The organism is Sorangium sp. So ce327 (assembly GCF_051530205.1).
In the GTDB taxonomy this organism is placed as follows: Bacteria; Myxococcota_A; Polyangia; order Polyangiales; family Polyangiaceae; genus Sorangium; species Sorangium cellulosum_B.
The window spans coordinates 4,670,944-4,696,650 of sequence record NZ_CP150330.1; the positions used below are offsets into that span (position 1 = coordinate 4,670,944).

Annotated in this window: 19 protein-coding genes; 13 read left to right on the forward strand and 6 right to left on the reverse strand. The window is 72.2% G+C overall.

The window, feature by feature from the left end; genetic code table 11:
* Positions 1–70: 70 nt before the first annotated feature.
* Entirely contained in the window at positions 71–2,848 is a 2,778-nt protein-coding gene (mutS, locus tag WME95_RS17525) for a DNA mismatch repair protein MutS (RefSeq protein WP_437909512.1), read from the forward strand.
* A gap of 10 nt (positions 2,849–2,858) precedes the next feature.
* Here the strand turns inward: mutS and WME95_RS17530 are convergent, their stop codons facing one another.
* Both WME95_RS17530 and WME95_RS17535 read right to left on the reverse strand, forming a co-directional pair.
* Positions 2,859–4,910: an IgGFc-binding protein gene (locus tag WME95_RS17530; protein WP_437909513.1), complete on the reverse strand. Its 2,052-nt coding sequence runs from the start codon at positions 4,908–4,910 to the stop codon at positions 2,859–2,861.
* Entirely contained in the window at positions 4,910–7,012 is a 2,103-nt protein-coding gene (locus WME95_RS17535) for an IPT/TIG domain-containing protein (protein ID WP_437909514.1), read from the reverse strand. Before WME95_RS17535 ends, WME95_RS17530 begins: the two co-directional genes overlap by 1 nt.
* A 519-nt stretch (positions 7,013–7,531) precedes the next feature.
* Between WME95_RS17535 and rpsB the strand changes: the two genes are divergently transcribed.
* The 4 genes from rpsB to WME95_RS17555 all read left to right on the forward strand — a co-directional run bounded on the left by rpsB (position 7,532) and on the right by WME95_RS17555 (position 12,024).
* Positions 7,532–8,368: a 30S ribosomal protein S2 gene (gene rpsB, locus WME95_RS17540; protein WP_437555413.1), complete on the forward strand. Its 837-nt coding sequence runs from the start codon at positions 7,532–7,534 to the stop codon at positions 8,366–8,368.
* A gap of 269 nt (positions 8,369–8,637) precedes the next feature.
* Positions 8,638–9,588: a translation elongation factor Ts gene (gene tsf / locus WME95_RS17545; RefSeq protein WP_437909515.1), complete on the forward strand. Its 951-nt coding sequence runs from the start codon at positions 8,638–8,640 to the stop codon at positions 9,586–9,588.
* 9 nt (positions 9,589–9,597) lie between these two features.
* Complete coding sequence (locus WME95_RS17550) at positions 9,598–10,542, forward strand: polysaccharide deacetylase family protein (RefSeq protein WP_437909516.1); 945 nt, start codon at positions 9,598–9,600, stop codon at positions 10,540–10,542.
* A gap of 477 nt (positions 10,543–11,019) precedes the next feature.
* Complete coding sequence (locus WME95_RS17555) at positions 11,020–12,024, forward strand: hypothetical protein (RefSeq protein WP_437909517.1); 1,005 nt, start codon at positions 11,020–11,022, stop codon at positions 12,022–12,024.
* A gap of 69 nt (positions 12,025–12,093) precedes the next feature.
* Here the strand turns inward: WME95_RS17555 and crcB are convergent, their stop codons facing one another.
* Positions 12,094–12,477: a fluoride efflux transporter CrcB gene (gene crcB / locus WME95_RS17560; RefSeq protein ID WP_437909518.1), complete on the reverse strand. Its 384-nt coding sequence runs from the start codon at positions 12,475–12,477 to the stop codon at positions 12,094–12,096.
* 89 nt (positions 12,478–12,566) lie between these two features.
* Here crcB and WME95_RS17565 point away from each other — a divergent pair, with 89 nt between their 5' ends.
* Positions 12,567–14,141, forward strand: coding sequence for an ATP-binding protein (locus WME95_RS17565; RefSeq protein WP_437909519.1), 1,575 nt, complete (start codon positions 12,567–12,569; stop codon positions 14,139–14,141).
* A gap of 64 nt (positions 14,142–14,205) precedes the next feature.
* Here the strand turns inward: WME95_RS17565 and WME95_RS17570 are convergent, their stop codons facing one another.
* Positions 14,206–15,051 (reverse strand): ABC transporter ATP-binding protein, encoded by an 846-nt coding sequence (locus WME95_RS17570; RefSeq protein WP_437910995.1) that lies wholly within the window; start codon positions 15,049–15,051, stop codon positions 14,206–14,208.
* A 186-nt stretch (positions 15,052–15,237) separates the two neighbouring features.
* Here WME95_RS17570 and WME95_RS17575 point away from each other — a divergent pair, with 186 nt between their 5' ends.
* Genes WME95_RS17575 through WME95_RS17590 form a run of 4 tightly spaced genes read left to right on the forward strand, consistent with a single transcriptional unit; the run spans position 15,238 to position 20,319 of the window.
* Complete coding sequence (locus WME95_RS17575) at positions 15,238–15,525, forward strand: hypothetical protein (protein WP_044965043.1); 288 nt, start codon at positions 15,238–15,240, stop codon at positions 15,523–15,525.
* 15 nt (positions 15,526–15,540) lie between these two features.
* Positions 15,541–16,374 carry a CheR family methyltransferase gene (locus WME95_RS17580; protein WP_437872506.1) on the forward strand — a complete coding sequence of 278 codons (834 nt, stop codon included), beginning with the start codon at positions 15,541–15,543 and terminating at the stop codon, positions 16,372–16,374.
* Positions 16,375–16,393: 19 nt separating this feature from the next.
* Positions 16,394–19,255, forward strand: coding sequence for a [protein-PII] uridylyltransferase (gene glnD, locus WME95_RS17585; protein ID WP_437909520.1), 2,862 nt, complete (start codon positions 16,394–16,396; stop codon positions 19,253–19,255).
* A complete protein-coding gene (locus WME95_RS17590) occupies positions 19,252–20,319 on the forward strand; it encodes a tetratricopeptide repeat protein (RefSeq protein WP_437909521.1) in 1,068 nt (355 codons plus the stop codon). Before glnD ends, WME95_RS17590 begins: the two co-directional genes overlap by 4 nt.
* A gap of 15 nt (positions 20,320–20,334) precedes the next feature.
* Here the strand turns inward: WME95_RS17590 and WME95_RS17595 are convergent, their stop codons facing one another.
* On the reverse strand, positions 20,335–21,240 hold the full coding sequence (locus WME95_RS17595) for a ParB/RepB/Spo0J family partition protein (protein WP_437553047.1): 906 nt from the start codon (positions 21,238–21,240) through the stop codon (positions 20,335–20,337).
* Positions 21,237–22,172, reverse strand: coding sequence for a ParA family protein (locus tag WME95_RS17600; RefSeq protein WP_437909522.1), 936 nt, complete (start codon positions 22,170–22,172; stop codon positions 21,237–21,239). Before WME95_RS17600 ends, WME95_RS17595 begins: the two co-directional genes overlap by 4 nt.
* Positions 22,173–22,854: 682 nt before the next feature.
* Here WME95_RS17600 and WME95_RS17605 point away from each other — a divergent pair.
* The 3 genes from WME95_RS17605 (at position 22,855) to WME95_RS17615 (ending at position 25,495) form a co-directional block, all read left to right on the forward strand.
* Positions 22,855–23,019, forward strand: coding sequence for a transcriptional regulator (locus WME95_RS17605; RefSeq protein WP_437909523.1), 165 nt, complete (start codon positions 22,855–22,857; stop codon positions 23,017–23,019).
* Between the two features lie 265 nt (positions 23,020–23,284).
* Positions 23,285–24,553 carry a trigger factor gene (gene tig, locus WME95_RS17610; RefSeq protein WP_437553051.1) on the forward strand — a complete coding sequence of 423 codons (1,269 nt, stop codon included), beginning with the start codon at positions 23,285–23,287 and terminating at the stop codon, positions 24,551–24,553.
* 297 nt (positions 24,554–24,850) lie between these two features.
* On the forward strand, positions 24,851–25,495 hold the full coding sequence (locus WME95_RS17615; RefSeq protein ID WP_012235778.1) for an ATP-dependent Clp protease proteolytic subunit: 645 nt from the start codon (positions 24,851–24,853) through the stop codon (positions 25,493–25,495).
* Positions 25,496–25,707 lie beyond the last annotated feature (212 nt).

The window sequence follows — 25,707 nt, forward strand, 5'->3', positions numbered from 1 at the left end:
ACGAAAACAGCGGAACAAACGCGCGAATCACGCGTAGACCTCACCGGCGGTCGAGACTAAGACGCCGGCGATGCAGCCGTCCGAGCAGCCTGCGGCCAGGAAGAAGCTGACCCCGGTGATGCGCCAGTACGAGGATGCGAAGGCGCTCCACCCCGACGCCATCCTCTTCTTCCGGATGGGCGACTTCTACGAGATGTTCAACGACGACGCGGTCCTCGTGTCGCGCGCGCTGAACCTGACGCTCACGAGCCGCAACAAGGGCGAGCCCGACGAATCCCCGATGGCCGGCGTCCCGCACCACGCGGCGCACGGGTACATCGCGCGGCTGCTGGCGCTCGGCCACAAGGTGGCGATCTGCGAGCAGTGCGGGGATCCGTCGAAGATCAAGGGGCTCGTGCCGCGGCAGGTCGTGCGCGTCGTCACGCCGGGGCTCGTCACCGAGACCGATCAGCTCGACGCGCGCGCCAACCATTACCTGGCGGCGGTCGACGGCGGCGGCGTGCCCCGCGGCGACGCCCTCGGAGCGGGGGGCCCCTACGGCCTCTCGCTGCTGGATCTCTCCACCGGCGAGCTCTCGGCCACCTCGGTCCCGGACGCCGCGACGCTGCTCGCGGAGCTCGCCCGGGCGGATCCGCGCGAGGCGCTCATCGCCCGGGACCTCCCGGACGTCCGCGCGGCGGCCGCCTCGCTCGCCTGCCGCGCGGCGCTGCGCGACGACGAGGAGCTCGACAGCGCGCAGGTCGCGTCGATCCTCGACGACGCCGCGATCGAGCCGATCTCGGCGGCGGCGCTGGCCGAGCACCCGCTCCCGGCGGTGCGCGCCGCGGCCCGGGCGCTGCGCTTCGCGCGCCGCTGCAGCCCCGGCGCGCGCATCCCGGTGCGCCGCATCGCCCCGCACGACACCTCGGGCACGCTGCGCATCGACGAGACGGCCCAGGCGCACCTGGAGCTCGTGCGCGCCGCGGACGGCGGCCGCCGCGGCACCCTGCTCGACGTCATCGACTGCACGGTCACCCCGGGCGGCGCCCGGCTCCTGCGCCGCCGCCTGCTCTCGCCGCTCGCGGACCTGGCCGGCATCCGCCGGCGCCTCGACGAGGTGGAGCTCTTCGTCTCGCACCCGCGCGCCCGCGGCGAGCTGCGGCAAGCGCTCGGCGGCGTCGGCGACCTCGAGCGCCTCAGCGTCCGCGCGCTCCTCGGCGAGGCCACGCCGCGCGACCTCGGCCTCCTGCGCGACGGCCTCACGGCGGCCCCGGCGGCGATCGCCGCTGTCCGGTCGATCCCCGACCTCGGCAAGGCGGCGGCGCGGAGCGACGACGGCGCCGCTGCGCGGGGCAAGGAAGGCGCAGCTGCGCGGGGCAAGGACGCTGCAGCGGCCGGATCGGGCTCCGAGCCGCTCCTCGCCGAGGCGGCGTCGCTGGATGTCGTCGCCGACGTGTGCGCCGAGCTCACCGCCGCGCTGATCGAGCGGCCGCCCCCGAACACGCGCGAGGGCGGCATCTTCCGCGAGGGGTACGACAAGGAGCTCGACGACGCGCGCGGCGTGGAGAAGAACGCGACGGAGCTCATCCTCGCGCTCGAGGCGAAGCTGCGCACGCAGACGGGCGCGCCCTCGCTCCGGGTCAAGTACACGCGCGTCTTCGGCTGGTACATCGAGGTGACGCGCGCGCACATCGCCAAGGTCCCGGCGACCTTCCGCCGCAAGCAGACCGTCGCGACCGGCGAGCGCTACACGAGCGACGAGCTCGACGAGCTCGCCGACAAGATCGAGCACGCCGGGGCGCGCGCGCTGGAGCGGGAGACAGCGCTCTTCGACCGGCTGCGGGCCCTCGTCGCGAAGAGCGAGGGCCGCCTCCGCGCGCTCGCGCGCAAGCTCGCGGCGTGGGACGTCGCCGCCGCCCTCGCCGACGTCGCCCACCGCAACGACTACGTGAGGCCGCACGTCACGACGGGCGAGGCGCTCGCGATCCGCGACGGCCGCCACCCGGTGGTCGAGCGCTACGCGGCCGCGGGGCACTTCGTGCCGAACGACACCCGCCTCGATCTCTCGGGGGAGCGGCTCTGGCTGATCACGGGCCCCAACATGGCGGGCAAATCGACGCTCATGCGCCAGGTGGCGCTCATCGTGGTCCTCGCGCAGATGGGCAGCTACGTCCCGGCGCGCGAGGCGGAGATCGGCCTCGTCGATCGGATCCTCTCGCGGGTGGGCGCGAGCGACAACGTCGCGCGCGGCGAGAGCACGTTCATGGTGGAGATGCGGGAGACCGCCGAGATCCTCCGCGACGCGACGCGGAGATCGCTCGTGATCCTCGACGAGATCGGCCGCGGCACGAGCACGTACGACGGCCTCGCGATCGCGTGGGCCGTGGCGGAGCACCTGTTCGACGCGATCGGCTGCCGCGCCCTGTTCGCGACGCACTACCACGAGCTCACGGAGCTCTCGGCGCGCGCGCCGGGCATCGCGAACTACTCCGTCGCCGCGCGCGAGCACGGCGACGACGTGATCTTCCTCCACAAGCTCGAGGCGGGCCCCGCGAGCCGCAGCTACGGCGTGGCGGTCGCGCGGCTCGCGGGGGTCCCCGAGGGGGTGCTCGCGCGCGCCCGCGCGATCCTCGCGACGCTGGAGTCGGGCGCCGCGCTGCCGGGCGGCAAGCACGCCTCCCTCCGCGGCCGCACGCGCGGCGGCGCCGCGCAGCTCGACCTGTTCGTCCCCGCGCAGGCCGCGGTGCCGCCGGAGCAGTCGGCCGTCATCGAGACGCTGCGCGCCGTGGACATCGATCGGCTCGCGCCGCTCGACGCGCTGCGGCTCGTGGCCAAGCTGAAGGGGCTCCTCGGCGGCGGCGGCGGCTGACCGCGGCGGCTCAGTCCGGCGGCGCGATCTCGCGGAGCTCGGTGCCGCCCGCGTACCCGTAGCTCACGAACGAGTCGAACCCCGTCACGAGCAGCCCCACGGGCGCGGAGGCCGTGAGCCAGTGCACCCCGTCGCGCTGCATCCCGGGCAGCACGTTGTCCGGCGCCTGCCGCGCCGGATCGATCGCCGCGAAGCTCAGCTGGCAGCGGTAGACGACGAACGACGGCGCGCCGCCCCCGCGCTGCTCCTCCGTGAGCCCGTCCGCGGGCGCGATCTCGCACTCGTCCGGCCCGAGCGTCGCGTCGTCGAGCCGCACGACGGCCGACCTCGGAGCGACCACCGAGATGAAGTCGAACGCGTACTTGTCCGGGGTCAGGAACACGTAGTCCGGCCGGAACTGCTCGATGGGCGGCAGGATGATGAGGCTCGGGTCTCCGCCTGGCAGCCCCTGCTTGACCCCCGTCGCGTTCTGGCTGGCCATGATCTGCGACACGATGACCGGCTCGGAGCTCTCGATCATGAAGTCGCCCCACGCCGTCACTTCGCGGAACTCGCCCAGCGCCGACAGCGTGATCCGATCGTCCGGCGGCGGCAGGGTCGTCTCGATCACGGCGCCCTTGCCGCTGGCCGCCACGATCCTGACGTACTCCGGCTCGGGCACGGCCTCGATCCGCGCGCCGGCCTCCTTGACGGTCAGCGACCGGCTCGGCGTGTGCGGCACCGCGAACCGCTTGCCGGCGGTCCGGGTCGGATCGAGCTGATCCTCCAGGTGGTCGGCGCAGCAGCGGCGATCCGCGAGCACCTCGAAGTGCGGCGCGTCCGAGGCCTCGCTCCCGGTGAAGACCGCGATCGGCTGATCGGCCTTCACGATCGATCCGGTGAAGTCCGCGTTGAACCCGCCGCTCTCCAGGTTGAGCACGTCGAACGCGCCGAGCTTGACCTCGATCGACCCGCCCTCCGGCGTCTCCGGGACGGGCCCGCCCCCGACGACCTTCGCCTTCGTCGTCACCTGCACGGTCGTCCCTTCGCGCGTCCCGACGATGGTCAGGAACGCCCGGAGGTCGATCGGGTTCTGCGGATCGAAGTTCGTGTCCGGATCGTCCGTGACCGCGATGGTCTGCGGCCACCCTGTGACGACGTACGCCGTCGCCATCGCGCCCGGGCTGTACGTCAGCGCCTCGCGCGGCTTCAGCAGCGAGGCGTCGTTGGAGAACACGTTGGCGTTCTCCAGCGGGTTGAACTGGTAGGCGACGATGGGGAACTTCGACGTGATCTTGTACGCGTGCCGCGTGAGCGCCGTGTGCGTGCCCGTGTTGTACTCGCCCTCCGGGCTGCCATCGACCTCGCGCGGCCCGAGCTTGAACACCTGCAGATAGAGCGGCGCGATGAGCGCGCTCGCGATCTCCACCGGGGCCGGCTCGTCGCCGGGCGCGCCGTCGTCCTGGAAGATGTGGATCTCGTTCGGCACGTCCGGCTGCGGGTTCGAGACCACCACCGCGAACTGCTGCGCCGCCGCGTTTCCTGTCGCGTCGATCCGCGCGTTGTCCAGATCGACCGCCCAGTACTCGCACCCCACGTTGCTCCGCTCGAGCTCCGCGACGGCGCAGAGCTGCTGGCAGCTCCCGCTCCGGCACGCTTCGCCGGCCTCCGTGTCGCACGTGTCGATCACGCGGCCGAAGCGGCCGTCCGCGTCGCAGACGACGACGTCCTGCTCGCGGCACGAGCGCGCAGCGGGAACGCAGGGCCGGCAGCCGAGCTCGAGCGACGCGCAGACGAGCCCTCGAGCGGCGCAGTCGTCGAGCGTCACCCAGGCCAGCCCTGCGCCGGTCTCCTCGCAGCGCGCGAGCTCCGCCCCGCAGCGCACGTCGCCGGCCGTGCAGAGCGGCGGCTCCTCCGGCCGCTCACCCCACCGCGTGCCGCTGTCGAAGCAGCTCGGCGCGAGCCCGAGCCCCGCGGCGACGGCGACGAGGGCGGCTGCAGCGTGCCGCGATCGGGCGCGGCGTCCTGGCTTCCGTGCGCGCGTCGGCCTGCGCGCTCGCGTCGGGTGGGGCGGGGCGTTCATCACAGGTGTGCGTTGAAGCTGTCGAGGGAGTAGGCCGTCATCCCTGCCGGCTTGAGCTGCCGGTAGACGAGCTTGCCGTAATCGAAGCCGTCGATCCGCGCCCCGTACACCCCGATCGTGAGCGGCCCCGGCGGCAGCGCGCCGTGCTCGAGCCCGAGCTGCCGGAGGTCCGGCACCTCGACGGCGTGAGACCCTGCCGGCACGGCCACGGTCCACCGGATGAGGCCGTTTCCGCTCGCGATGTCGTAGACGCTGAGGTCGACGGGCGCGCCCGCGCCGAACGAGGTCGCGAGGTGGGACCCATCCCAGGCGGTGTTCTGCGCGGGCGCCTCGAGCGTCGGCACCCCCACGAAGTCGCCGATGCGCACGGGCTCGCTCGTGCTGGTCGAGAGGACCCGCCCGACGACGGACAGCGGCGCGAGCCCGGCCTGGCCGGTCACCGCGCGCGCGGACGAGTGGTAGCTCGCGCCGAGCAGGTCGCGGGCGAGCGGCGGCACGCCGACGAACGTCAGCCCCCCGTCGAACGGGATCAGCGGGCTCTGTGCGCCGATCGGGAGCGTCGCGAACCCGTCGTTGCCGATCATCAGCGACACGTTCGCCTGGATCCGATCCGGCCCCTTCGGCCCCTTCGCCGGCGCCTTGACGTCCATCGAGAGGGCGTGGTCGAGCGGCTGATTGATCCGCACGAACACCTCCCTCGTCCACTCGTTCGGGAGCACGGGGATCCCGCGGACCACGCCCATGGCGTACGCGGTGAACCGCGGCGGGGTCGTCGAGCGATCCTCGAGGCCTGCCAGCGCGTAGATCGTGCGGTTGCCGGGCGCGACGTACATCGTGAACCCGTGCCCGAGCTCGCCCGACGTCTCCGGCGTGATGGCCTGGAACTCGGACGGCAGCTTGAAGGTCGCGAGAGGATCGGCGCCCGTCGTGAACAGGTACGCCGCCTTTCGCTCGGTCTCGCGGCGCGGGCTCGGGATGTTGCCCCACGCAACGCTCCCGGGGTCCAGCGACGTGTCCCAGACGAGCTCGCCCTCGATCGCCCCCGCGCTGCCGACCTTGCCGCCGACCGGCGGGGGCGGATCGCCGGACGCGCCGCACGCGGGGGTGAGCACCGGATCCAGGTAGACGGTCACCGTGTCGACCGCCACGTCGACGAACGAGATCGGGCTATGGCACGTCGCGGCCACGGTGACGGTGCGCGGCGAATCGAGCGACGCGTCCTCGATCACCGCGACGCCGGACGCGTCGACCTCGATCGGGGAGGTCGTGTCGGTGCCGACGACGACGCTCGCTCCGGGGATCGGATCACCCGTGAAGTTGTTGTAGACGAGCACCTTCAGCCGTCCGGCGAGCGGCGCGCCGCTGAGCCCGCCCTTGTAGCCGTTCTCGCTGTCCTCGTAGGTGTAGCCGTCCAGCACGAGGATCGTCTCGCCGCCGGTCGTCACCGAGATCGTCTTCGCGCCGGGCGTGCCCTGGGGCACCGTGCACAGGAGCCGCGTCGGCTCCTGGACGGCGAGCGACGTGCACGGCTTCTGATCGATCTTCGCGACCGTCCTCTCGTTCCAGCGCGTGCCCTGGCCGACGAGCTCGATGGTCGTCCCGCCGGAGATCGGCCCGCTCGACGGGGACGCATAGAGCGCGTCGTACACGTAGCCGCCCGGCAGCGTTCGCCGGGTCGACGTGTCGTCGCCGTTCTGCACGGCGAGCTCCACCGGGCCCGCCGCGCCCGGCGGCGCCGCCACCTGGACCCGGCTGGGATCGATGGGCACGATCGCGGACGGATCGACCTCGACGTCGCCGAACCAGACGCGGACCTGGGAGCTGAAGCCGTTGCCGTGGAGCAGGACGCGCTGGCCTCCGTTGAACGGCCCGTGCGTCGGGTCCGCGCCGAGCAGCGCGTGCGGATCGCCGCCGGGCAGCCCTGCGCCGGCGGACGATGACGTCGACGTGGTCTGCGGGTCCACGCCGAAATCGCCGCCATCGCCGTCGGTCTGCCGGCGGATGCCCTCCGGCGCCGAGGCGATGCACGCAGAGACGATCGCGAGCCCTGCGCAGACTGAAGCGAAGCGTGCGGTAAGAAAGCCTCGTGATGCGGTTCGCACGAGGCGAGTGTACGCCATCGCGGATGCCGGGCCACGGCGCGCCAGGGGGCGTGGCCCGGCGTTCCCGTGCTCCGCGCCGCGTGGTCCCACCGGCGCAGCTGGCGCAACGAAGGCAACTGCACGAAGGTAACTGCACGAAGGCAACTGCACGAAGACAACTGCGTGGGTGGCTGCGAGGACAACCGCGCGGAGACACACGCAAACACACGGAAATCGTGCACGCCGGGGTGGCGGCTTCATCGCTTGACAAGCGAGGCGCCTCGGGGTAGCAAACCGCCCCCTTCTTGCGGTCTCGTGACGAGGGGGACAGCGGAGGCTGAATCCTCGCCTTCGCTGCCGCAGAACCGAATCCACACGCTCTCCTGGCACCCACGGCATTCCGCGGCCCGGTGCCCCATCAGCACGGACGCTCCTGTCCGCGCATGGGGTTGGTCGCGGGAGGGGGAGCGGCGGACCAACCGAAAGGGCACTGCCGTGACTGATACCAGCTTCTCCGCATCCGTCCCCGCGGCCGACACCATGCAGGCCGCCGCCCCCCAGCCGGGGGATTTCCCGCTTCCGCTCCGCTCGCTGCTCGACGCGGGCGTGCACTTCGGCCACCAGACGAAGCGCTGGAACCCGAAGATGCGGCCGTTCATCTACGGCGCGCGCAACGGCATCCACATCATCGACCTCGACCAGACGACGCGTCTCTTCAAGCGCGCGTACGACTTCCTGACCGACGCCGTCGGCCGCGGCGGCCACGTGCTGTTCGTCGGCACGAAGCGCCAGGCGCAGGACATCGTGCAGGAGGAGGCCCGCCGGGCGGGCATGTACTTCGTCACGAACCGCTGGCTCGGCGGCACCCTGACGAACTTCCGGACGATCAAGCAGGGCCTCGATCGCCTGCGCACGCTCGAGCGCATGAAGGAGGACGGCACCTACGAGCAGCTGCTCAAGAAGGAGGTCGTCCGCCTCGAGAAGGAGCGCGAGCGGCTCGAGAAGTACCTGGGCGGCCTCAAGGGGATGGGTGGCCTCCCGGCGGCGATCTTCGTGATCGATCCGCACCAGGAGTCCATCGCGATCAGCGAGGCGCGCAAGCTGAACGTCCCGGTCGTGGCCATCACGGACACGAACTGCGACCCGGATCTCGTCGACTTCGTGATCCCTGGCAACGACGACGCCATCCGCTCGATCCGGCTGATCACGGCCCGCGTTGCGGACGCGTGCGTCGAGGGCGCGCAGCGCCGCAAGGATCACGGCGAGGGCGGGCAGCAGGCGGCGGGCGGCGGTCGCGGCCAGCGCGACGAGATCAACGTCTACCAGGGCGGCCGCGGCGGCCGCGGCGGCGGTCCGCGCCAGCAGCAGGCGTCGTAGCGCGGCGCGAGCCGCGACGGAGCGGCCCAGCGCTCGGGCGGCGCGGTGACGACGACGTCGCTGCTCGTCTGGGCGGTGTGGCAGCCGCGAGAGAGCAGAGAGGGCGCAGGGACAGAAATGAAAATTTCACGCCTCTGCGCCTTCTGTGCCTCTGCGGTTCGACCCGCCCTCGCTGGGCCGTTCGTGCAACAGCAGTCGGACGTGTGGTGAACGGGGGCCGCTCGGCGCGGCCTCTTCCTATCTAGGTTCAGGTTGAAGGAGAAAGAGCCATGGCCGGCATCAATGCGCAGGCGATCAAGGAGCTTCGTGAGCGTACCCAGGCGGGGATGAGCGACTGCAAGAGCGCCCTCACGGAGGCCGAGGGCGACATGGAGAAGGCGGTCGAGATCATCCTGAAGAAGGGTCTCGCGAAGAGCGCCAAGCGGGCCGGCGCGTCCGCCACCGAGGGCGAGGTCCGCGCGGTGGTCGCGGCCGACCGGCGCAGCGCGACGATGGTCGAGGTCAACATCCAGACCGACTTCGCCGCTCGCAACGACGCGTTCCGCCAGTTCGTCGGCGACGTGCTCGCGGCGGTCGAGAAGGCGCCCGACGGCGCGGACGCGGCTCAGCTCTCGATCGGCGGCAAGTCGATCGCCGACACGGCCACCGAGCTGACCGCGCGCATCGGCGAGAAGATCGCGGTGCGCCGCTGGGATCGCGTGTCGATCCCGGCGGGCAAGCACGGCGTGGCGCACGAGTACGTGCACCTCGGCGGCAAGATCGGCGTGCTCGTGGCGGTCGAGACGTCGAGCCAGGCGGTGGCGGAGCACCCTGCGGTGCAGAAGTTCGTCGAGGAGACGGCGATGCAGGCCGCCGCGATGAGCCCGCTCGTCCTCCGTCGCGAGGAGGTCACGGAGGAGCTGAAGGCCAAGCAGAAGGAGATCTTCGAGGCGCAGCTGCGCGAGGATCCGAAGCCGAAGCCCGAGGCGGCGTGGCCGAAGATCATCGAGGGCAAGTTCAACAAGTGGTACTCGGAGGTCGCGCTCCTCGAGCAGGAGTCGGTGGAGGCGGCCTCGCGCGGCGAGAGCGGCCAGACCATCGAGAAGCTCCTCCAGGCGGCGTCGAAGGCGGCCGGCGGCGAGCTCAAGCTCACGCGCTTCGTGCGGTACGAGCGCGGCGAGGGCATCGCCAAGAAAGAGGACGACTTCGCCGCCGAGGTGGCGAAGATGGCCGCGAGCTGACGCGGTCCGATGCGGGGGCGCCTCGCCGCCGTCTCGATCGACCTCGACGAGGTCCCGAACTACTTCGCCATCCACGGGCTCGCCGTCCCGGATCGCTCCGGGGCGGCGGCCGCGCTGAGCGCCGTCTACGACACGGCGCTGCCGCGCATCGCTGATTTCGCTGCCTCCCACGGCATCCCCGTCACGCTGTTCGCGATCGGCCGCGACCTCGCGCGCCCCGAGAGCGCGGCGGCCCTGCGCGCGCTGAGCGACGCCGGTCACGCGGTCGAGAACCACTCGTATGGGCACCGCTACGACCTCTCGCGGCTCCCGCGCGCCGCGATCGCGCGGGAGGTCCTGCTGGGCGCCGAGGCCATCGCGGAGGCCGTCGGCCGGCGTCCGACGGGCTTCCGCGCGCCGGGGTACACGGTGAGCGACGCGCTGTTCGACGCGCTCGACGCCGTCGGGGTCGCGTTCGACTCCTCGGTGTTCCCGTGCCCGCCGTACTACGCCGCGAAGGCGCTCGCGATGGGCGTGCAGCGGGTGAAGGGGCGGGGGTCGTCGGCGATCCTGGACACCCCGCGAGTGCTCGCCGCGCCGCGCCGGCCGTACCGGCCGGGGCGACCGTGGTACCGGCGCGGCGGCCGGCGCTTCGTCGAGCTGCCGATCCAGGTGACACCGGGGCTCCGGCTGCCGGTCATTGGCGGCAGCGTGGCGCTCGCGGGCGCGGCGGGCGCGCGGCTCCTGGCGCGCGCGTGCGCCGGGGAGGCGCTCGTCAACCTGGAGCTGCACGGGATGGACTTCCTCGACCGGAGCGACGGCCTCGAGGCGCTCGCGCCGTACCAGCCGGAGCTCCGGATCGCGCTGGGCAGGCGGATCGAGGCGCTGGGGGCGTTCGTGGAGGAGCTCGCGCGTGGGGGGGCGAGCTTCGTGCGGCTGGACGAGGCGAGCCGGGAGCGCGGGCTCGTGGAGTGACCCGGGGAGCGGGACGCGGCGAGCCTGCGGCGCGGTGATCGCGGGCGACGGAGGGTAGGGGAGATGGTTGATGCAGTGCGTCGTCTGCGCCTTCCCGGCGCGTCGTGCGCGTGCTCGGGATCTCTGGCGCGCGGGGGCGACGGGCTTGCCGCATGCTGCCTCCGTGTCGTGCGCGCGTTCCAGGCGCCTGTCCGTGCGTCGCCCGGCGCCGTGCGCGCGCCCCGCGCCCGTGGTGCGCCGGCGCGACCGGGGTTGCGCGTGTTGCCCCCCGGTCTCGCGCGCGCCGCCCGCCGTCGTGGCGCCGTTGATCTCGCCTGGTGCGCACGTCGCATCCCGCCAAGCGCGCCGCAGCGGCCGACCCTGCGCCGCTTTCCCGGCCCCCATGCATTCGTTCGAACCGGATCGTCGCGACGTGATCTTGCGTCGCCGATGTGCCCGCTTTCCCTTCCTTTACCCTCTCCCGTAGCCTCTCTTCTCATGGCTATTTCCAAGACCAAGAAGCCCGCGCCGGCGGCATCGCCGGCCGAGGTACCGATCAGCTCACCCACCACCGTCACCCTCGACGCGCTCGCGAGGGAGCTCGGCCCCGCGGATGGCGCGTTCGCCGCGCGCACCTACGCGGGCGTCCCCGAGGAGGACCTCGTCGCCGAAGGGACGCGCATCGACTCGCAGAGCCTCATCGATGACGCCCCGCACTTCGTCGCCTCGGCGCGGCGGATCCTGGGCTCGCTGTCCGAGGCGCAGCGCGGCAAGGTGCGCATGCCTGCGGCGCTCTTGCCGCTGCTCGTCGCCGAGGCGGGCAGGCTCCAGGCGATGAAGCGGTCGCACGACGCGGCGGAGACCGAGGCGGCCGGCGCGAGGGCCGCGCTCGAGGTGCAGGGGCGGAGCGCGATGCGCGACGGCATCGGCGAGCGCGATCTCTGCTACGACGGCCTGCGCAACGCGCTCGGCGCTCGCCGCATGGCGCGGGTCGACGCCGTCGTGGGGCGCGCCGACTCCCCCGAGAGCCTCGCCAAGGGACTCGAGGCGCTCGCGAGCTTCATCGACGAGACCCGAAGGGCCGATCCGGCGCAGGACGCGAAGGTCCTCGAGGACTACGGCGTCGGCGCCGAGTGCGCGGCCGCGCTCCGGGCCACGGCGCAGCGGGTGCGCGGCGTCGCCAGCGTCCAGATCGCCGCGGGGCGACGGGTGACGCAGCGCGCGCTCGATCTGCAGGACGGACGGGTCGCGATCGTGATCGAGAAGATCCTCCGCGCCTTCCGCGCGGCGCGCCGGGTCGATGGAACGATCCTGGTCCCCGAGCTGAACAAGGCCGCATGGATGTTCGAGGCCCGCTCCGGCAGCTCCGGCAAGAAGCCCCCGCCCGCCGGAGAGAAGCCCTCGTCCGGCGCAGAGACGCCCCCGCCCGCCGCCGGCGGAGCGCCGGGCGCCGTACTGCCGGCGCAGGGCGAGACGACACCGATCCTCGGCGCCGACGGCTGAGCCTCATCCCCCAGGATCACGGGCGGCGCCGCCTGTCGCCGGCGCTTTCCACGGCCCGTATCCACGCCTTCAGCTCGCGATGAGCCGCCTCGTGACGACCATCCCGAGGACGCCGGCGAGCAGGCAAGCGACCAGCGTGATCGCGATGTTGGCGAGCCCCGCCGCCCACGACTTGTGCTCGATGAGGCGGATCGTCTCGTTGTTGAAGCTCGAGTACGTGGTGAAGCCGCCCATGACGCCGGTGCTCAGGCTGAGGCGGAGCGTCGGTGACAGGAGCTCCGTCGTCGCGGCGATCTCTCCGATGGCGCCGAGCAAGAACGACCCGATCACGTTGACCGCGAGCGTCCCATACGGAAACTCGGCGCCGAAGCGCTGCTGGCACCACGTCGAGAGCCCGTAGCGGGCGAGGGTCCCCGCTGCACCGCCGAGGCCGATCCAGAACCACCGATCCATTGGTTTCACCTTCTCGCTCGAGTCGCGCTCACCGTGTTCGGCGACCGCGTCCTTGCGTTCTCGCCGCCGCTGGCCCAACGCTCGCGCGGGTGAAGCGCCGCTTCAACACGACCGGGCCGTGCCGCCCCGATCTGCACTACATGATCCCGGCCGAGAGCCGCCTGCCCGAGGCCCCAGGGCTCGTCGAGCAGATGGGCTACTTCGTAGTCCACGCCCCCAGGCAGACGGGCAAGACCACCGCCCTGCGCGCCGTCGCCGAGCGGCTCACGGCTTCGGGGCGACACGCCGCCGTCCTCTTCTCCTGCGAAGAGGGCAGCGCCGCCGGCGACGACTACGGCTCCGCCCAGCGAGCCGTCCTGCGAGAGCTCACGCGTGCGGCCCAGATCGCGCTGCCCCCCGCGCTCCAGCCGCCTCCGTTCTCCCTCGAGGGCGACGAGGGTCTCCTCTCCGCCGCGCTTACCGCCTGGGCGCGTACCTGTCCGCGCCCGCTCGCCCTCATCTTCGATGAGATCGACGCCCTGCGCGGACAGGGCCTCCTGAGCGTCCTGCGCCAGCTCCGTGCCGGCTTCCCCAGCCGTCCCGAGCACTTCCCCGCCTCGATCATCCTCTGCGGGCTGCGCGACGTGCGCGACTACAAGGCCGCGAGCGGCGGCGATCCCGGGCGCCTCGGCACCGCGAGCCCGTTCAACATCAAGCTCAAGTCGCTCCGGCTCGGAGATTTCTCCGAGGAGGAGCTCCGCGCGCTCTACGCCCAGCACACCGAGGACACCGGTCAGGTCTTCCTCGATGCAGCGCTCACGCGAGCGTTCGAGCTCACCGCCGGCCAGCCCTGGCTCGCCAACGCGCTCGGTAGCGAGATCGTCGAGGAGATGGCCGTCCCGCCCAGCGAGCCCATCACCCGCGCGCACGTCGAGCAGGCCAAGGAGCGCCTCATCCTGGCCCGCGCTACCCATCTCGACTCGCTCGTCAGCAAGCTCGCCGAGCCCCGCGTGCGCCGCGTGCTCGAGCCCTTGATCGCGGGGACGTACGAGGGCGGCGGCGACACGTACGACGATGACGCCTCCTATGTCCGCGATCTCGGCCTCGTGGCCCAGGACAAGCCGCTGCGCGTCGCGAACCCCATCTACCGCGAGGTGATCGCCCGTGTCCTGTCCTCGTCGGCCGAGGAGCGGATCGACGCCCCGCCCGAGCGCTTCCGCCTGCCCGACGGCCGCCTCGCGTTCCGGCGACTGCTCCGCGCGTTCGCGGCCTTCTGGCACGAGCACGGCGAGGTGCTCGCCTCCGGGATGCCGTACCCCGAGGTCGCCCCGCAGCTCGTCCTGATGGCTTTCCTCCAGCGCGCAGTCAACGGCGGCGGCTTCATCGATCGCGAGTACGGCGTCGGCCGTGGGCGCATCGACCTGCTCGTCCGCTTCCCGTACGAGAAGCCGGATGGCTCCCGGGCCCTTCAGCGGCGCGCGATCGAGCTCAAGGTGTGGCGCAAGGGCCAGAAGGACCCGCTCCTCGAAGGCCTCGCCCAGCTCGACGACTACCTCGCACGCCTGCGCCAGAAGCGGGGGACGCTCGTGATCTTCGACGCGCGCGGGCGCCTCGCCCGAACCGCGCCCCGGTTCAGCGAGGCCACGACACCCCGCGGCCGCCGCGTCGCGGTGCTCCGCCTGTAAGCATCCCCCGAGCGAGGGTAGGCCCGAGGAGACCGTGCTCGTCGCGCGGCGCTCGACCCGGCAGCTACTCCGCCGCCTTCCTGAACTCGATCACCCGCCCGCCCGTGCTGTCCGCCAGCGCAGGCCGGTTCACCCGCGACACCTCGTCCGTCGCCACCCCCGACGCCGCGATGAACTGGCGCGCCTGCTCGTTGTCGCCGTGCGCCAGCTCGTCCGGCGTCCCCGACGCGACGACCCGCCCCTGGATCACGAGGAACGCCTGGTGCGCGATGCGGAACGTGCTCGCCATGTCGTGCGAGATCACCACGCTCGTCACCTTGAAGCGCGCCCGCGTCTCCTCGATCAGGTCGTCGACCATCCGGCTCGTCAGCGGATCGAGCCCGCTGGTCGGCTCGTCGTAGATGAGGATCTCGGGCTCGAGCATCAGCGCGCGCGCCAGGCCCACGCGCTTGCGCTGCCCGCCGGACAGCTCCGACGGCATCCGGTCCTCCTTGTTCTCGAGGCCGAGCGAGTTCAGCATGCCCACGACCTTGTCGCGGATGTCCCGCTTCGACATGTGCTTCCGGTGCTCGCGCAGCGGGAACGCCACGTTGTCGAAGATCGTCAGCGAGTCGAGCAGCGCCGCGTACTGGAACACCATGCCGAACCGCTGGCGCATCCGGTTCATCTCGAAATCGTCGAGCGCGCCCATGTCCACGCCGTCGACCCAGATGTGGCCGGTGGTCGGCCGCTCCAGCCCGATGAGCAGCCGGAGCAGCGTGGTCTTGCCGGCGCCCGATCCGCCGATGATCACCGCCGTCTCGGTCCGCCGGAGGTGCATCGTGATGCCGTGCAGCACCTTCGTCGCCCCGAACGATTTCTTGATGTCGTCGACGAAGAGGTGATCCTCCGGCTGCCACCCCGGCGGCATGTTGCCCACCTGCTGCGCCTCCGAGGGGGTCGCGCGCGGGGGGGGAGAGACCTGGCTGGGCGGCCTTCTCGACATCCGCACAGTACGGTACCACGGAGGGGGCCCCGCAGGACGCCGATCGCCTTGCATCACGGTAAGGGCGAGCACGTGCTTGACGCGGCAGGGCGCGGGACGGAAACGTTGCTCATGACCGACGACCTACTCAAGGCAGCCCTCGAGACGGCAGAGGCGAAGACCGACAAAGACGGCTGGGCCGAGCTCCCTGAAGGGCGCGTGCTCACGATCTACGCCGCGCACGACGGCGTGTCGCTCCCGGTGACCAAGATCGAGGCCGTGTCGAGCGCGGGCGGGCTCCTCAAGGCGCGCAGCACCAAGGGCGAGACGTTCGTGCTCGCGCTGAAGGACGTGTTCGCCATCGCCCTCGACGGCGGCGGCAAGGGAGCCCAGGCCAGGAAAGCCGGCTTCCTCGGCTGATAGCGACGACCTTCGATGGCCCGATCGTCGAGAGCGGGAGGAGGTCCTGCGGCGCGGTCCGCCCAGCGGGCCGTCGACCTCGCGCTCGCCGAGCTGCAGCGCCGGTTCGGCCTGGGCCGCAGCCTCGCCGCCCCGGGCTGGGTGCGCGAGCGGGTCCTCGCCGTGCTCAGCGCCGTGGCCGCGCGCCACGGCGTGTCGCCGCTCGCGGCCGCCGAGCGGCTGCGGGACGACAGGGAGGCCATCGAGGAGATCGTCAGCGCGCTCCGCGTCGGCGAGACGCGCTTCTACCGCGACCCGATCATCTGGGAGGCCATCGCCACCTCGGTGCTGCCCAGGCTCCCGCCCGACCTGCCCATCGCCGGCCTCTCGGCCGGGTGCAGCACCGGCGAGGAGGCCTATACCCTGGCGATGGTGCTCGCGAGCGCGGGCCGCCGCTTCAGCGTGCTCGGGGTCGACCGCGCCGCTCCGGCGATCGAGGCGGCGCGCGAGGCCGTCTACTCCGCCGAGGCCGTCGACCAGCTCCCCCCGTCCTTCGTTCAGCGGTACTGTGAAGAGAAGGGCGGAGCGTTGCACGTCGGCCAGCAGCTCCGCGACGTCGTGTCCTTCGAGGTCTGCGATCTGGTGCACGCCGTGCCGAGCGGCGGGTTCCAGATCATCTTCTTCAAGAACGTGCTCCTGTATCTCGCAGAGCCCGCCGGCGACGCGGTGGCGCGCCGCCTCGCGGCCGAGCTCGGCCCGGGCGGGCTCCTGTTCTCCGCCGCGAGCGAGGCGCCGCGCCTCTGCGGCGCCGGCCTCACGCCGGTCAAGGTGAACGCGCACGTCACCGCCTTCCGCGCCCCGGGCGCCTGAGAAAGCAGAACGACACCGCATGAGCGTCGACCTCTCCCCCACGTCCAGGCCCAGCGGGCTCGTCGAGCTCCGCGCCGCCTATGCGCGCGAGCGCGCCGAGCTCGATCGCACGGCGCCGAGCGGCCCCACGCCGGCCGCGGACCCGGCCGCCGTCGGGGTCGCCCTTGGGCGGCGCCACGCGCGCCTGCTCGACGATCTCCTGGCGCGCCTCTTCCACCTGCTGCGCGAGTCCGGCGGGCCCAGCCGCAAGGAGTGGGACTCGGTCGCGATCGCCGGCGTTGGCGGCTACGGCCGCGGCGCTGTCGCGCTGCGGAGCGACCTCGATCTGCGCATCCTCGCCCACAACGCCCAGCGCGCCAGCGCCATCGCGGACGCGCTGCTCTACCCGCTCTGGGACATGGGGGTCGCCGTGGGGCACCAGGTCGTCACCATCGACGACCTCATCGACGGCGCGCGCGAGGACTTGCCCACCGCGACGAGCCTGCTCGACTGGCGGCACGTCGTCGGCGACGCGTCGCTGTCGGAGTCGCTCTGGCAGCGCGCCTCGTCGGGCATCTTCGCGCACTCGGAGCTGCCCCGCTTCATCGAGCGGCTCGGGAAGGAGATCTCGCAGCGGCACGAGCGCTTCGGCGGCTCGGTCTACCTCCTGGAGCCGGACGTGAAGAACGGCGCGGGCGGGCTGCGCGATCTCGACGTCGCCCGATGGGCCGCGAAGGCGCGCTACGGCGTCGGCGAGTTCGACGCGCTCGTCCGCTTCGGCGCGCTCGTCGCCCGCGAGGCAGAGGAGATCCGGAGCGCCGCGGAGATGCTCTGGCGCATCCGCAACCTGCTCCACGCGCACTCCGGGCGGAGGACCGACCGGCTGACGTTCGACGAGCAGGAGCTCTGCGCGGGCGCGCTCGGCTACAGCAAGGGCGCCGGTCCGGCCGACGCCGGCCGGAAGGGCGCGCCGCCCCCCGGCGAGGGCGCCGTGTCGCCCGAGGCGATCGAGCGGATGATGAGCGACTACTACCGGAGCGCCCGGACCATCTCGCGCTCCCTCGACATGATCGTCTCGCGCGCCACGCCGACGCTGACGCGGCGCCGCCGCCGCGACGAGGACCTCGGCGCCGGGGTCCGCCTCTTCGACGGCTGCATCACGATGAGCGATCCGGATCTGCTGAGGACCGATCCGGCGATCGCGCTGCGGCTCGTCTCCGAGGCCGTCGAGCGCGGCGTGCCGCTCTTGCCGTACGCGCGCGGCGCGATCGTCCGCGCCGCCGGCGATCCGGCGTTCTGCGCGGCGCTCCGCGAGAGCCCCGAGGCCGCCGAGCGGTTCCGGACCCTCGTCGCCACGTGCAAGGAGACGGAGCTGCAGAGCGGCTCGGTCGTCCGCGAGCTGCACGACCTCGGCCTCCTGCTCGCGATGATCCCGGAGTTCTTGCCGGTCGTCGGGCGCGTCCACCACGACGTCTACCACGTGTACACGGTCGACGTTCACTCGGTCGCCGCGGTCGATCGGCTGGCGGCGCTCGTGCGGGGCGAGCTCGCGGGCGAGTTCGGGCTCGCGTGCCGGCTCGCCGCCGAGGCGACCCGGCCGACGATGCTGTTCTTCGCCACGCTCCTGCACGACGTGGGCAAGGCGATCGGGGGCACCGATCACAGCGGGCGCGGCGCCGAGATGGCCCGGAAGATCCTGGCGCGGCTCGGCTTCCCTCAGGAGGACATCGACGAGGCGTGCCACCTCGTGCTGAAGCACCTCGTGATGTACCTCATCGCGACCCGGCGCGATCTCGATGATCCCGCGACGATCTCCGAGTTCTGCCAGGAGGTGCACGGCCGCGAGGGGCTGCGCGATCTCTACCTGCTCACGGTCGCCGACATCTCGACCACGAGCCCCACGTCGATGACGTCGTGGAAGGCGCGCATGCTCGACGAGCTGTACCTCTCCGCGGACAGGGCCCTGCGCGGCGCGCGCGAGGACGCGGGGTCGTTCGACATCGACGACCAGCGCATGGCCCGCGCGATCAGCGGCACGGTCGGCGCCCTCGAGGACCTCCCGGCCGCGAGCGAGGCCGAGCGGCGCGCGCAGCGGGACTTCCTGGCCCGCTACCTCGCGTCGATGCCCGAGCGCTACCTGCTCGCGAACAGCCCGGCCGCGATCGCCGCGCACTCGGAGCTCGCGCGGCAGCAGCAGTCCGGCGCCAACACCGTCTCGGTCGCGCTCGTCCCGTCGCGCCACCCGGAGGCCGCGGAGGTCTGCGTGGTGGCGCCGGATCGCCCCGGCTTGCTCGCGGCGATCACGGCCGCGCTCGCGGCCTCGCGCCTCGAGGTCCACGCGGCGCAGATCCACTCGCGCGCGTGCGACGACGAAGGGATGGACGACGGCGGCGTGATCCGCGCGAGGGCGGGCTCGTCCCCGCCGGCGGGCGTGCGCCTGCAGGCCGTCGACCTGTTCTGGGTGCGCGACCGCGGCGAAGGGGTAGGGGGGGTGGCGCGCGCCATCCCGAAGCTCGTGACCGACATCCAGGCGGTGCTCTCGGGGCAGCTCTCCGGCGCCGAGCTCGCCAAGAAGCGCCGGGGCGGCGCGCTGCGCGAGCGCCCGACGCCGAAGGTCCGGACGCAGATATCCATCGACGATCGCGCCTCGCACCACACGGTGATCGAGGTCCTCACGCGCGATCGCCCCGGCCTCCTGTTCGCGATCTCGGACGCGCTCTACCAGCTCGGCCTCTCGATCTCGGTCGCCAAGATCAACACGGAGGGGACGCGCGTGGCCGACGTGTTCTACGTGAGCGACGCGGACGGGACGAAGATCCCGAACGGCAAGCGGACGCAAGAGGTGGAGGAGCGGCTGCACGCGGTCCTCCAGGGCCTGGACGGCGAAGGGAGTGTCGGATGAACGAGAGGTGGTTTACGCGCGCGGTGTGGACGACGACGGCGAGGCCCGCCGCGCAGCGGGTCCTTTCGGCTATGGCGCTCGCCGCGTGCGTCGCGGCGTGCGCCCTTTCGTGTGGTGGCGCGCAGGAGCCCCAGCGCGACCCGCTCCTGGCCGATCCGCCCGAAGGCAGCGACGCGGCGGCCTCGAAGGGCGCGTCGTCCACGGCGCTGGACCGGGGCATCGCGTACATCAAGAACGAGAAGTACGAGGAGGCGAAGCAGCACCTCCTCCAGGCGATCGAGCACGAGCCGGGCAGCGCCGAGGCGCACTACTACCTCGGCCTCGCGAACGAGAAGACGAACGATCGCGCCGGCGCCGAGGCGTCGTACAAGAAGGCGCTCGCGAGCGATCCCAAGCTCGAGGCCGCCGCGCTGAACCTGGCCGCGCTCTACCTGGACGAGCCGCCTCGGCCGGACGAGGCGATCGCGGTGCTCTCGAAGGCGATCGAGCAGGCGCCGGACCGGGCGGCGCTCCACCAGAACCTGGGCTACGCGTACGGGCTGAAGGGCGACGTCGCGAACGCGAGCAAGCACTACGAGGCGGCGCTCAAGGCCGAGGACTCGGCCGCCACGCGCTTCGCCTACGGCGCGATGCTGTTCGAGGCGAAGGTGCTCGACCGGGCCGCGGCCGAGCTCAGGAAGGCGCTCGCTGCGACAGGCGACGACGTGGCGACGATCGCGACGATCGGGCGGATGCTCGGGCCGGCGAAGGCCTACGCCGACTGCGTGGCGGCGTTCGACCGCGCCATCAAGCTGAAGCCGGAGGCCGAGTTCCACGTGCGCCGCGGGACGTGCCGCCACGAACTCGGCGACGAGCCGGGGGCGCGCGCCGACTACCAGGCGGCGATCAAGGTGGACCCGCGGTTCGCGGCCGCGCACTACTACCTCGGCCTGTCGTTCCTGGCCGAGCGCAAGCCGCAGAGCGCGATCGCCGCGCTCACCGAGGCCGGGAAGCACGGCGGCGACACCGAGATCGGCAAGCGCGCCCGCGCCAAGGTGAAGGAGCTCAGCGCCAGGCTGAAGTAGCGCCCGGCCGCCGGCTCACGCGCCGAGCAGCGCGATGAGCCTGTCGAGCTCGTCGAGCGAGCCGTAGGTGATGCCGAGCTCGCCGTGGCCGCCCTGGTCGCGCACCTCGACGCGGGTCCCGAGCCGGCGCGCGAGCCGCGCCTCCAGGTCCTTGATCGCGGGCGACTTCCCGCCGCGCTTCTTCTCGCCCGGCTCCTCGCCCTCGGCGGCCCGGAGCTCCTTCTCCTTCGCCGCCTTGATCAGCGCCTCGACCTTGCGGACGGGGAGCTTGCCGTGGACAGTCCGCTCCGCGACGTCGGCCATCACCTTGTCGCTGGGCGCGCCGAGCAGCGCGCGCGCGTGGCCCTCGCTGAGCTCGCGCGAGATGACCATGGTGCGGATCCGCGGCGGCAGCCGGAGCAGCCGGAGCGAGTTGACGATCGTCGTGCGGTCCTTGCCGACGCGCTCGGCGAGGGTCTGGTGCGTGTAGCTGTGCTCGCGCAGCAGCCGATCGAACGCCTCGGCGATCTCGATCGGGTTGAGGTCGGCCCGCTGTACGTTCTCGACGAGCGCGAGCTCGAACGCCTCCTTGGGGGAGACGTCCTTGACGACGACGAGCACCTCCCTGAGCCCCGCGCGCTGCGCGGCGCGCCACCGCCGCTCGCCCGCGATGAGCTCGAAGGCGTCGTTCCCCGCCTGCGTCCTGCGCACGATGAGCGGCTCGATGAGCCCGTGCTCGCGGATGCTGCCGGTGAGCTCCTCGAGCTCGGTCTCGTCGAAGTGCTGCCGCGGCTGCCCTTTCTGCGGGACGATCTTCTCGATCGCGCACACGAACACGCTGCGCCCCTCGGCCGCAGTCGCTGTCGCCGGCGGCGCCGCGGGGAGCAGGGCGTCGAGCCCCCGTCCGAGCGCGCGCCGCGCCCCTTTCTGATCGGCATTCATGATCTGGGTCGTGCGTCCCTCGCGCGCTCTCCGGGGTTCTGCGGGGGCGAAGGCTCAGCCGGCGGCTCCGCCTCGGCGGCGTCCCCGCGCGGCCGCTTCTTCGTGTCTGCCGCGGCGGCGGGCGGGCCGTCCAGGATCTCGCGCGCGAGGCTCAGGTAGCCCTGCGCCCCCTTCGACTGCGCGTCGTAGAGCAGCGCCGGCTTGCCGTGCGACGGCGCCTCGCTGAGCTTCACGTTGCGCGGGATGATCGCGTCGAAGACGCGGAAGTGCGCCTTCACCTCGTCGGCCACCTGGTGGGTGAGCGAGTTGCGCCCGTCGTACATCGTGAGGACGACGCCCTCGACCGTGAGCTCCGGGTTGAAGGCGCTCCGCACCCGGTCGATGGTCGCCATCAGGTGCGTCAGCCCCTCGAGCGCGTAGTACTCGCACTGGAGCGGCACGAGCACCCGGTGCGCCGCGGTGAGCGCGTTCAGCGTCAGGAGCCCGAGCGACGGCGGGCAGTCGAGCACGACGTAGTCGTAACCCGCGAGCTGCGGGCGCAGGGCGTTGCGCAGCCGCACCGCGCGGTCGTCCGCGTCGACCAGCTCGAGCTCCGCCGCGACGAGGTCCTGGGTCGCGGGCACCACGCCGAGGAGCGGCACCTCGGTCGCGACGATCGCGTCCTTCAGCGACGCGCGCCCGATCAGGACGTCGTAGAGGGACAGCTCGAAGCTCCCGCGCCGCACGCCGACGCCGCTCGAAGCGTTCCCCTGCGGATCGCAGTCGACGAGCAGCGTACGGCACTCTGCCGCGGCGAAGCTCGCGGCCAGGTTGACCGAGGTCGTGGTCTTGCCGACGCCCCCCTTCTGGTTGGCGACGGCGAAGATGACAGGCGAAGGCTTGGGGGCGGAGCCGGGCTTGCCGGGCGCGCCCCCCTCGTTGGGCGATGGCATCGTGCTGTGTCGCGTCCGACCAGGCTGCTTACACGACCCCCATCGGCACGTCGAGAGAAGCGGGCGCCTCGACACAAACGTTCGACCGAGCGTGCGGGTCTGTCCTGCGGTCGGCCCAGCGCGCGGACCCGGCGCGCTGCCGCCGCGGGCCGCCCTGGACGCTGGGCTGCGGCGCCGAGGACTCGCCCTGGACGCCGGGCTGGAGCGCCCTCGGGGGCGTGACCCGCGCGGGGCGTCGTCACCCGCTCGTCGCCCTCCCATCGATCGCTTGCCGGATTGTTGGCCTGAACGGCAGGGATATCTACAGTGCCCACATGTCGCTTGATGTAGGCAAAGGTAGCCGAACGGCGAAGGCATGGGCGCGCGGTCGAGCCTCGAGGCGAGGCCGCTGCTTCGGCCTCGGCGGGGCGCTGCTCGCCTGCTGCGACCCGGGGCCCGTCGACCGGGTCCTTGCTCGCGCCTTCTGGGGCGACGGGCGCGGCCCTGCGCCGCTCGCCCCTGCCCAGGTCCTCGTGCTTTCGCCTTCGCTTCAACGCAGGTCGGCGATCGGCTCGCGCCGTCGTCCGCCCTCGACCTCGAGTCGCGGGACGACGTCGACCGCCCCTTGATCACGGACGTGGTGCCCAGCTTCGCCGAGCAGACCGACGCACCGACGTCGCCTCGGCACATGTGAGGAGGACAGATGCCGCTTCCCAGGTCGTATCAGAGCTTCTCAGAGTTCGAGCGGGAGATTCTCCGCCCGAGCCGTGTCGGCTTCTCGCTCGAGGACATCGTCGAGGAGGAAGGGTCCTTCGACGCCGAGCTCGACTTCGACAAGGACCCCTTCGACGTCGCGGACGACGACTGAGCGCGGCGGCGCGGCGGCGTGGTGTGCGGCATGGCTTCAACGTCCTCGCACGTCCTCGCGGTCGCGCTCGGCGCTGCTGCTCCGTCGCATCACCAGCGCCGGCGCTGCGCGGCGCTGAACATCAGCTTGCACGATCCCTCCCGGGATCCGAGCCCCGGCGGCCGCCTCTCCGCCGGGGCTCCTTTTTTTTAAAGCAGCGTCCTGTCGCTCGTCTTGACCCCCCCAGCGACGCGTGGCACGAGTGCCGCCCTTCGAAAAAACCGCCATGCAAGTCAACGTCGAAAAGCTTTCTCCCGTGCTGATGGAGTTTCAGGTGGAGGTCCCCGCGGACCGGGTCCGGAGCGAGGTCGACAAGGCCTATACGGCGCTCCAGCGGACGGCCCGGGTCCGGGGCTACCGGCCTGGCAAGGCGCCGCGCCAGGTGCTCGCGCACCTCTACGGCGGCCGCATCCACGCCGATGTCGCCCAGCGGCTCGTCGACGCCACGCTGAACCAGGCGCTCGCCGACAAGCAGGTGCAGCCCCTGTCCCAGCCGGCGATCGCGCCCACCGAGCTCCGCCCTGACGACGCGTTCTCCTACAAGGCCCGCTTCGAGGTCCGCCCCGACATCGCCGAGGTGAAGTGGGAGGGCTTCGAGGTGAAGCGCCCCTCGACCACGCCGAGCGACGAGATGATCGACGCCGAGATCACCGCCCTCCGGCGCGAGCACTCGACGCTGCAGGCGCCCGAGCCGGAGCGCCCCGCGGCGAAGGGGGATGTCGCGACGATCGCGTTCACCCTCGAGGTCGGCGGCGCGCTGCGCGACACGAAGGAGCAGGAGATCGAGACCGAGCTCGGCAGCGGCCAGGTCTTCAAGGAGATCGAGGACGCCCTCGCCGGGATGACGCCCGGCCAGTCGAAGGACGTCTCGGTCACGTTCTCCGAGCAGCACTCCAACGCGGATCTGCGCGGCAAGCAGGCGACCTTCCACATCACGTTGAAGGATCTGCGGGAGCGCATCTTCCCCGAGGTGGACGATGAGTTCGCGAAGGACTGCGGCGACGAGAGCCTGTCCGCGCTCCGCGAGTCGCTCCGCAAGAAGCTCGAGAAGGAGCTGACGCAGCGGGCGAGCGACGCCGTCGCCGAGCAGCTCGTCGTGGAGCTCTGCAAGGCGAACCCGATCCCGGTCCCGCCGTCGCTCGTCGATCAGCAGGCGCAGCTCGCCGAGCGCGAGCTGCTCGCGACGGCGCGGAGGCAGGGGCAGCGCGTCGATCCGACGCCGGAGTTCCGCGCCCGCGTGCGGCTCGACGCCGAGATGAAGGTGCGCGCGGGCCTGGTCATGGCCGAGATCGCGAAGGCGAAGGCGGTCAGGATCACCGAGGCCGACCTCGAGAAGGGCTACGAGGAGCTCGCCGAGCAGACCGGCAAGAACGTGGCGAAGATCAAGGCGGAGTACCGCGAGCCCCAGAAGCGCGAGCTCTTCGCCGGGATGATCCTCGAGGACAAGATCCTCGACATCATCGAGGCTGCGGCGAAGGTCGCCGACGCGAGCTAGCTTCGTCCAGCAGCGGTCCGGCGCGGAATGGCCGGACTCCTGCCCCGCACGCCGGCGCCTCAGCTCTGCTGCGCCGGCGTGCGCCGTTTGTCCAGGTCGCGCCTCTCGCGCTCTCGAGCGACGTCGGGCGCGCGCGGCTGGATCGAGCGGGCCGCGGCGCGCCGCGTGTTCCGTGCGCCGCGCGGCGAGCGGCCGATATTTCCGGTAACCTCGGGCGCGTTCGGTCTTGCGATCGGACGCAGTCTGGCCCAGGAGTAGAGCCCCTGCCGCGCGGCAGCGAACCCCCCGGAGCACCGGATGACCCGACGAGTCGAAACCCGCACCCAAGCCATCGAGTTTCTCGAACGCGAGAAGGCCTACATCCTCCCGACGGTCACCGAGGTGACCCACCGCGGCGAGCGGGAGTGGAACATCTTCAGCCGTCTCCTCAAGGATCGCATCGTCTTCATCGGCACGGAGATCGACGACTTCGTCGCGAACGCCGTGATCGCGCAGTTCCTCTTCCTGGAGAGCGAGGATCCCGAGAAGGAGATCCAGGTCTACATCAACAGCCCGGGCGGCGTGGTGACGTCGGGGCTCGCGATGTACGACACGATGCAGTACGTGCGTTGCCCGGTGTCGACGATGTGCATCGGCCAGGCCGCGTCGATGGGCGCCGTGCTGCTCGGCGCCGGTCGCAAGGGTCGGCGCTTCGCGCTGCCGCACGCGCGGATGATGATCCACCAGCCGCTCGGCGGCGCGCGCGGCCAGGCGACGGACATCGAGATCCAGGCGCGCGAGATCAAGAAGATCAAGGAGACGCTGATCGACATCCTCGTCGACGCGACCGGCAAGAACCGGGACGAGCTGGCGAAGGACATCGAGCGCGACTTCTACCTGAGCGCGACGCAGGCCAAGGAGTATGGCCTGATCGACGAGGTCTTCCCGAAGCGGAACAAGTAGGTGGCCGCGCCGCCGCGTCCGGCGGGCGTGCTCGGGGTGAAGGCCGGCGCGGCGTCGCCCTGGGCCGCGCCGCGGCGCGGCGTGGCGATGCCGCTCCACGCCCCGCCGCTGTGGCGGGCGGGGCATTGCGCGCGGGCGCGCAGCAGCGGAGCACGCGGGCCCGGCGCCTCACGCGCCGCGCTGCGCTCGCTCGATCCGCTGCTTTTCGCGTT

Bases quoted from the DNA above. Each gene is read 5' to 3' on its own strand.
- mutS (WP_437909512.1), top strand. From the start codon at position 71: ATGCAGCCGTCCGAGCAGCCTGCGGCCAGGAAGAAGCTGACCCCGGTG.
- WME95_RS17530 (WP_437909513.1), bottom strand. From the start codon at position 4,910: ATGAACGCCCCGCCCCACCCGACGCGAGCGCGCAGGCCGACGCGCGCA.
- rpsB (WP_437555413.1), top strand. From the start codon at position 7,532: ATGCAGGCCGCCGCCCCCCAGCCGGGGGATTTCCCGCTTCCGCTCCGC.
- tsf (WP_437909515.1), top strand. From the start codon at position 8,638: ATGGCCGGCATCAATGCGCAGGCGATCAAGGAGCTTCGTGAGCGTACC.
- WME95_RS17550 (WP_437909516.1), top strand. From the start codon at position 9,598: ATGCGGGGGCGCCTCGCCGCCGTCTCGATCGACCTCGACGAGGTCCCG.
- WME95_RS17555 (WP_437909517.1), top strand. From the start codon at position 11,020: ATGGCTATTTCCAAGACCAAGAAGCCCGCGCCGGCGGCATCGCCGGCC.
- crcB (WP_437909518.1), bottom strand. From the start codon at position 12,477: ATGGATCGGTGGTTCTGGATCGGCCTCGGCGGTGCAGCGGGGACCCTC.
- WME95_RS17570 (WP_437910995.1), bottom strand. From the start codon at position 15,051: ATGCCGCCGGGGTGGCAGCCGGAGGATCACCTCTTCGTCGACGACATC.
- WME95_RS17575 (WP_044965043.1), top strand. From the start codon at position 15,238: ATGACCGACGACCTACTCAAGGCAGCCCTCGAGACGGCAGAGGCGAAG.
- WME95_RS17580 (WP_437872506.1), top strand. From the start codon at position 15,541: ATGGCCCGATCGTCGAGAGCGGGAGGAGGTCCTGCGGCGCGGTCCGCC.
- glnD (WP_437909520.1), top strand. From the start codon at position 16,394: ATGAGCGTCGACCTCTCCCCCACGTCCAGGCCCAGCGGGCTCGTCGAG.
- WME95_RS17590 (WP_437909521.1), top strand. From the start codon at position 19,252: ATGAACGAGAGGTGGTTTACGCGCGCGGTGTGGACGACGACGGCGAGG.
- WME95_RS17595 (WP_437553047.1), bottom strand. From the start codon at position 21,240: ATGAATGCCGATCAGAAAGGGGCGCGGCGCGCGCTCGGACGGGGGCTC.
- WME95_RS17600 (WP_437909522.1), bottom strand. From the start codon at position 22,172: ATGCCATCGCCCAACGAGGGGGGCGCGCCCGGCAAGCCCGGCTCCGCC.
- WME95_RS17605 (WP_437909523.1), top strand. From the start codon at position 22,855: ATGCCGCTTCCCAGGTCGTATCAGAGCTTCTCAGAGTTCGAGCGGGAG.
- tig (WP_437553051.1), top strand. From the start codon at position 23,285: ATGCAAGTCAACGTCGAAAAGCTTTCTCCCGTGCTGATGGAGTTTCAG.
- WME95_RS17615 (WP_012235778.1), top strand. From the start codon at position 24,851: ATGACCCGACGAGTCGAAACCCGCACCCAAGCCATCGAGTTTCTCGAA.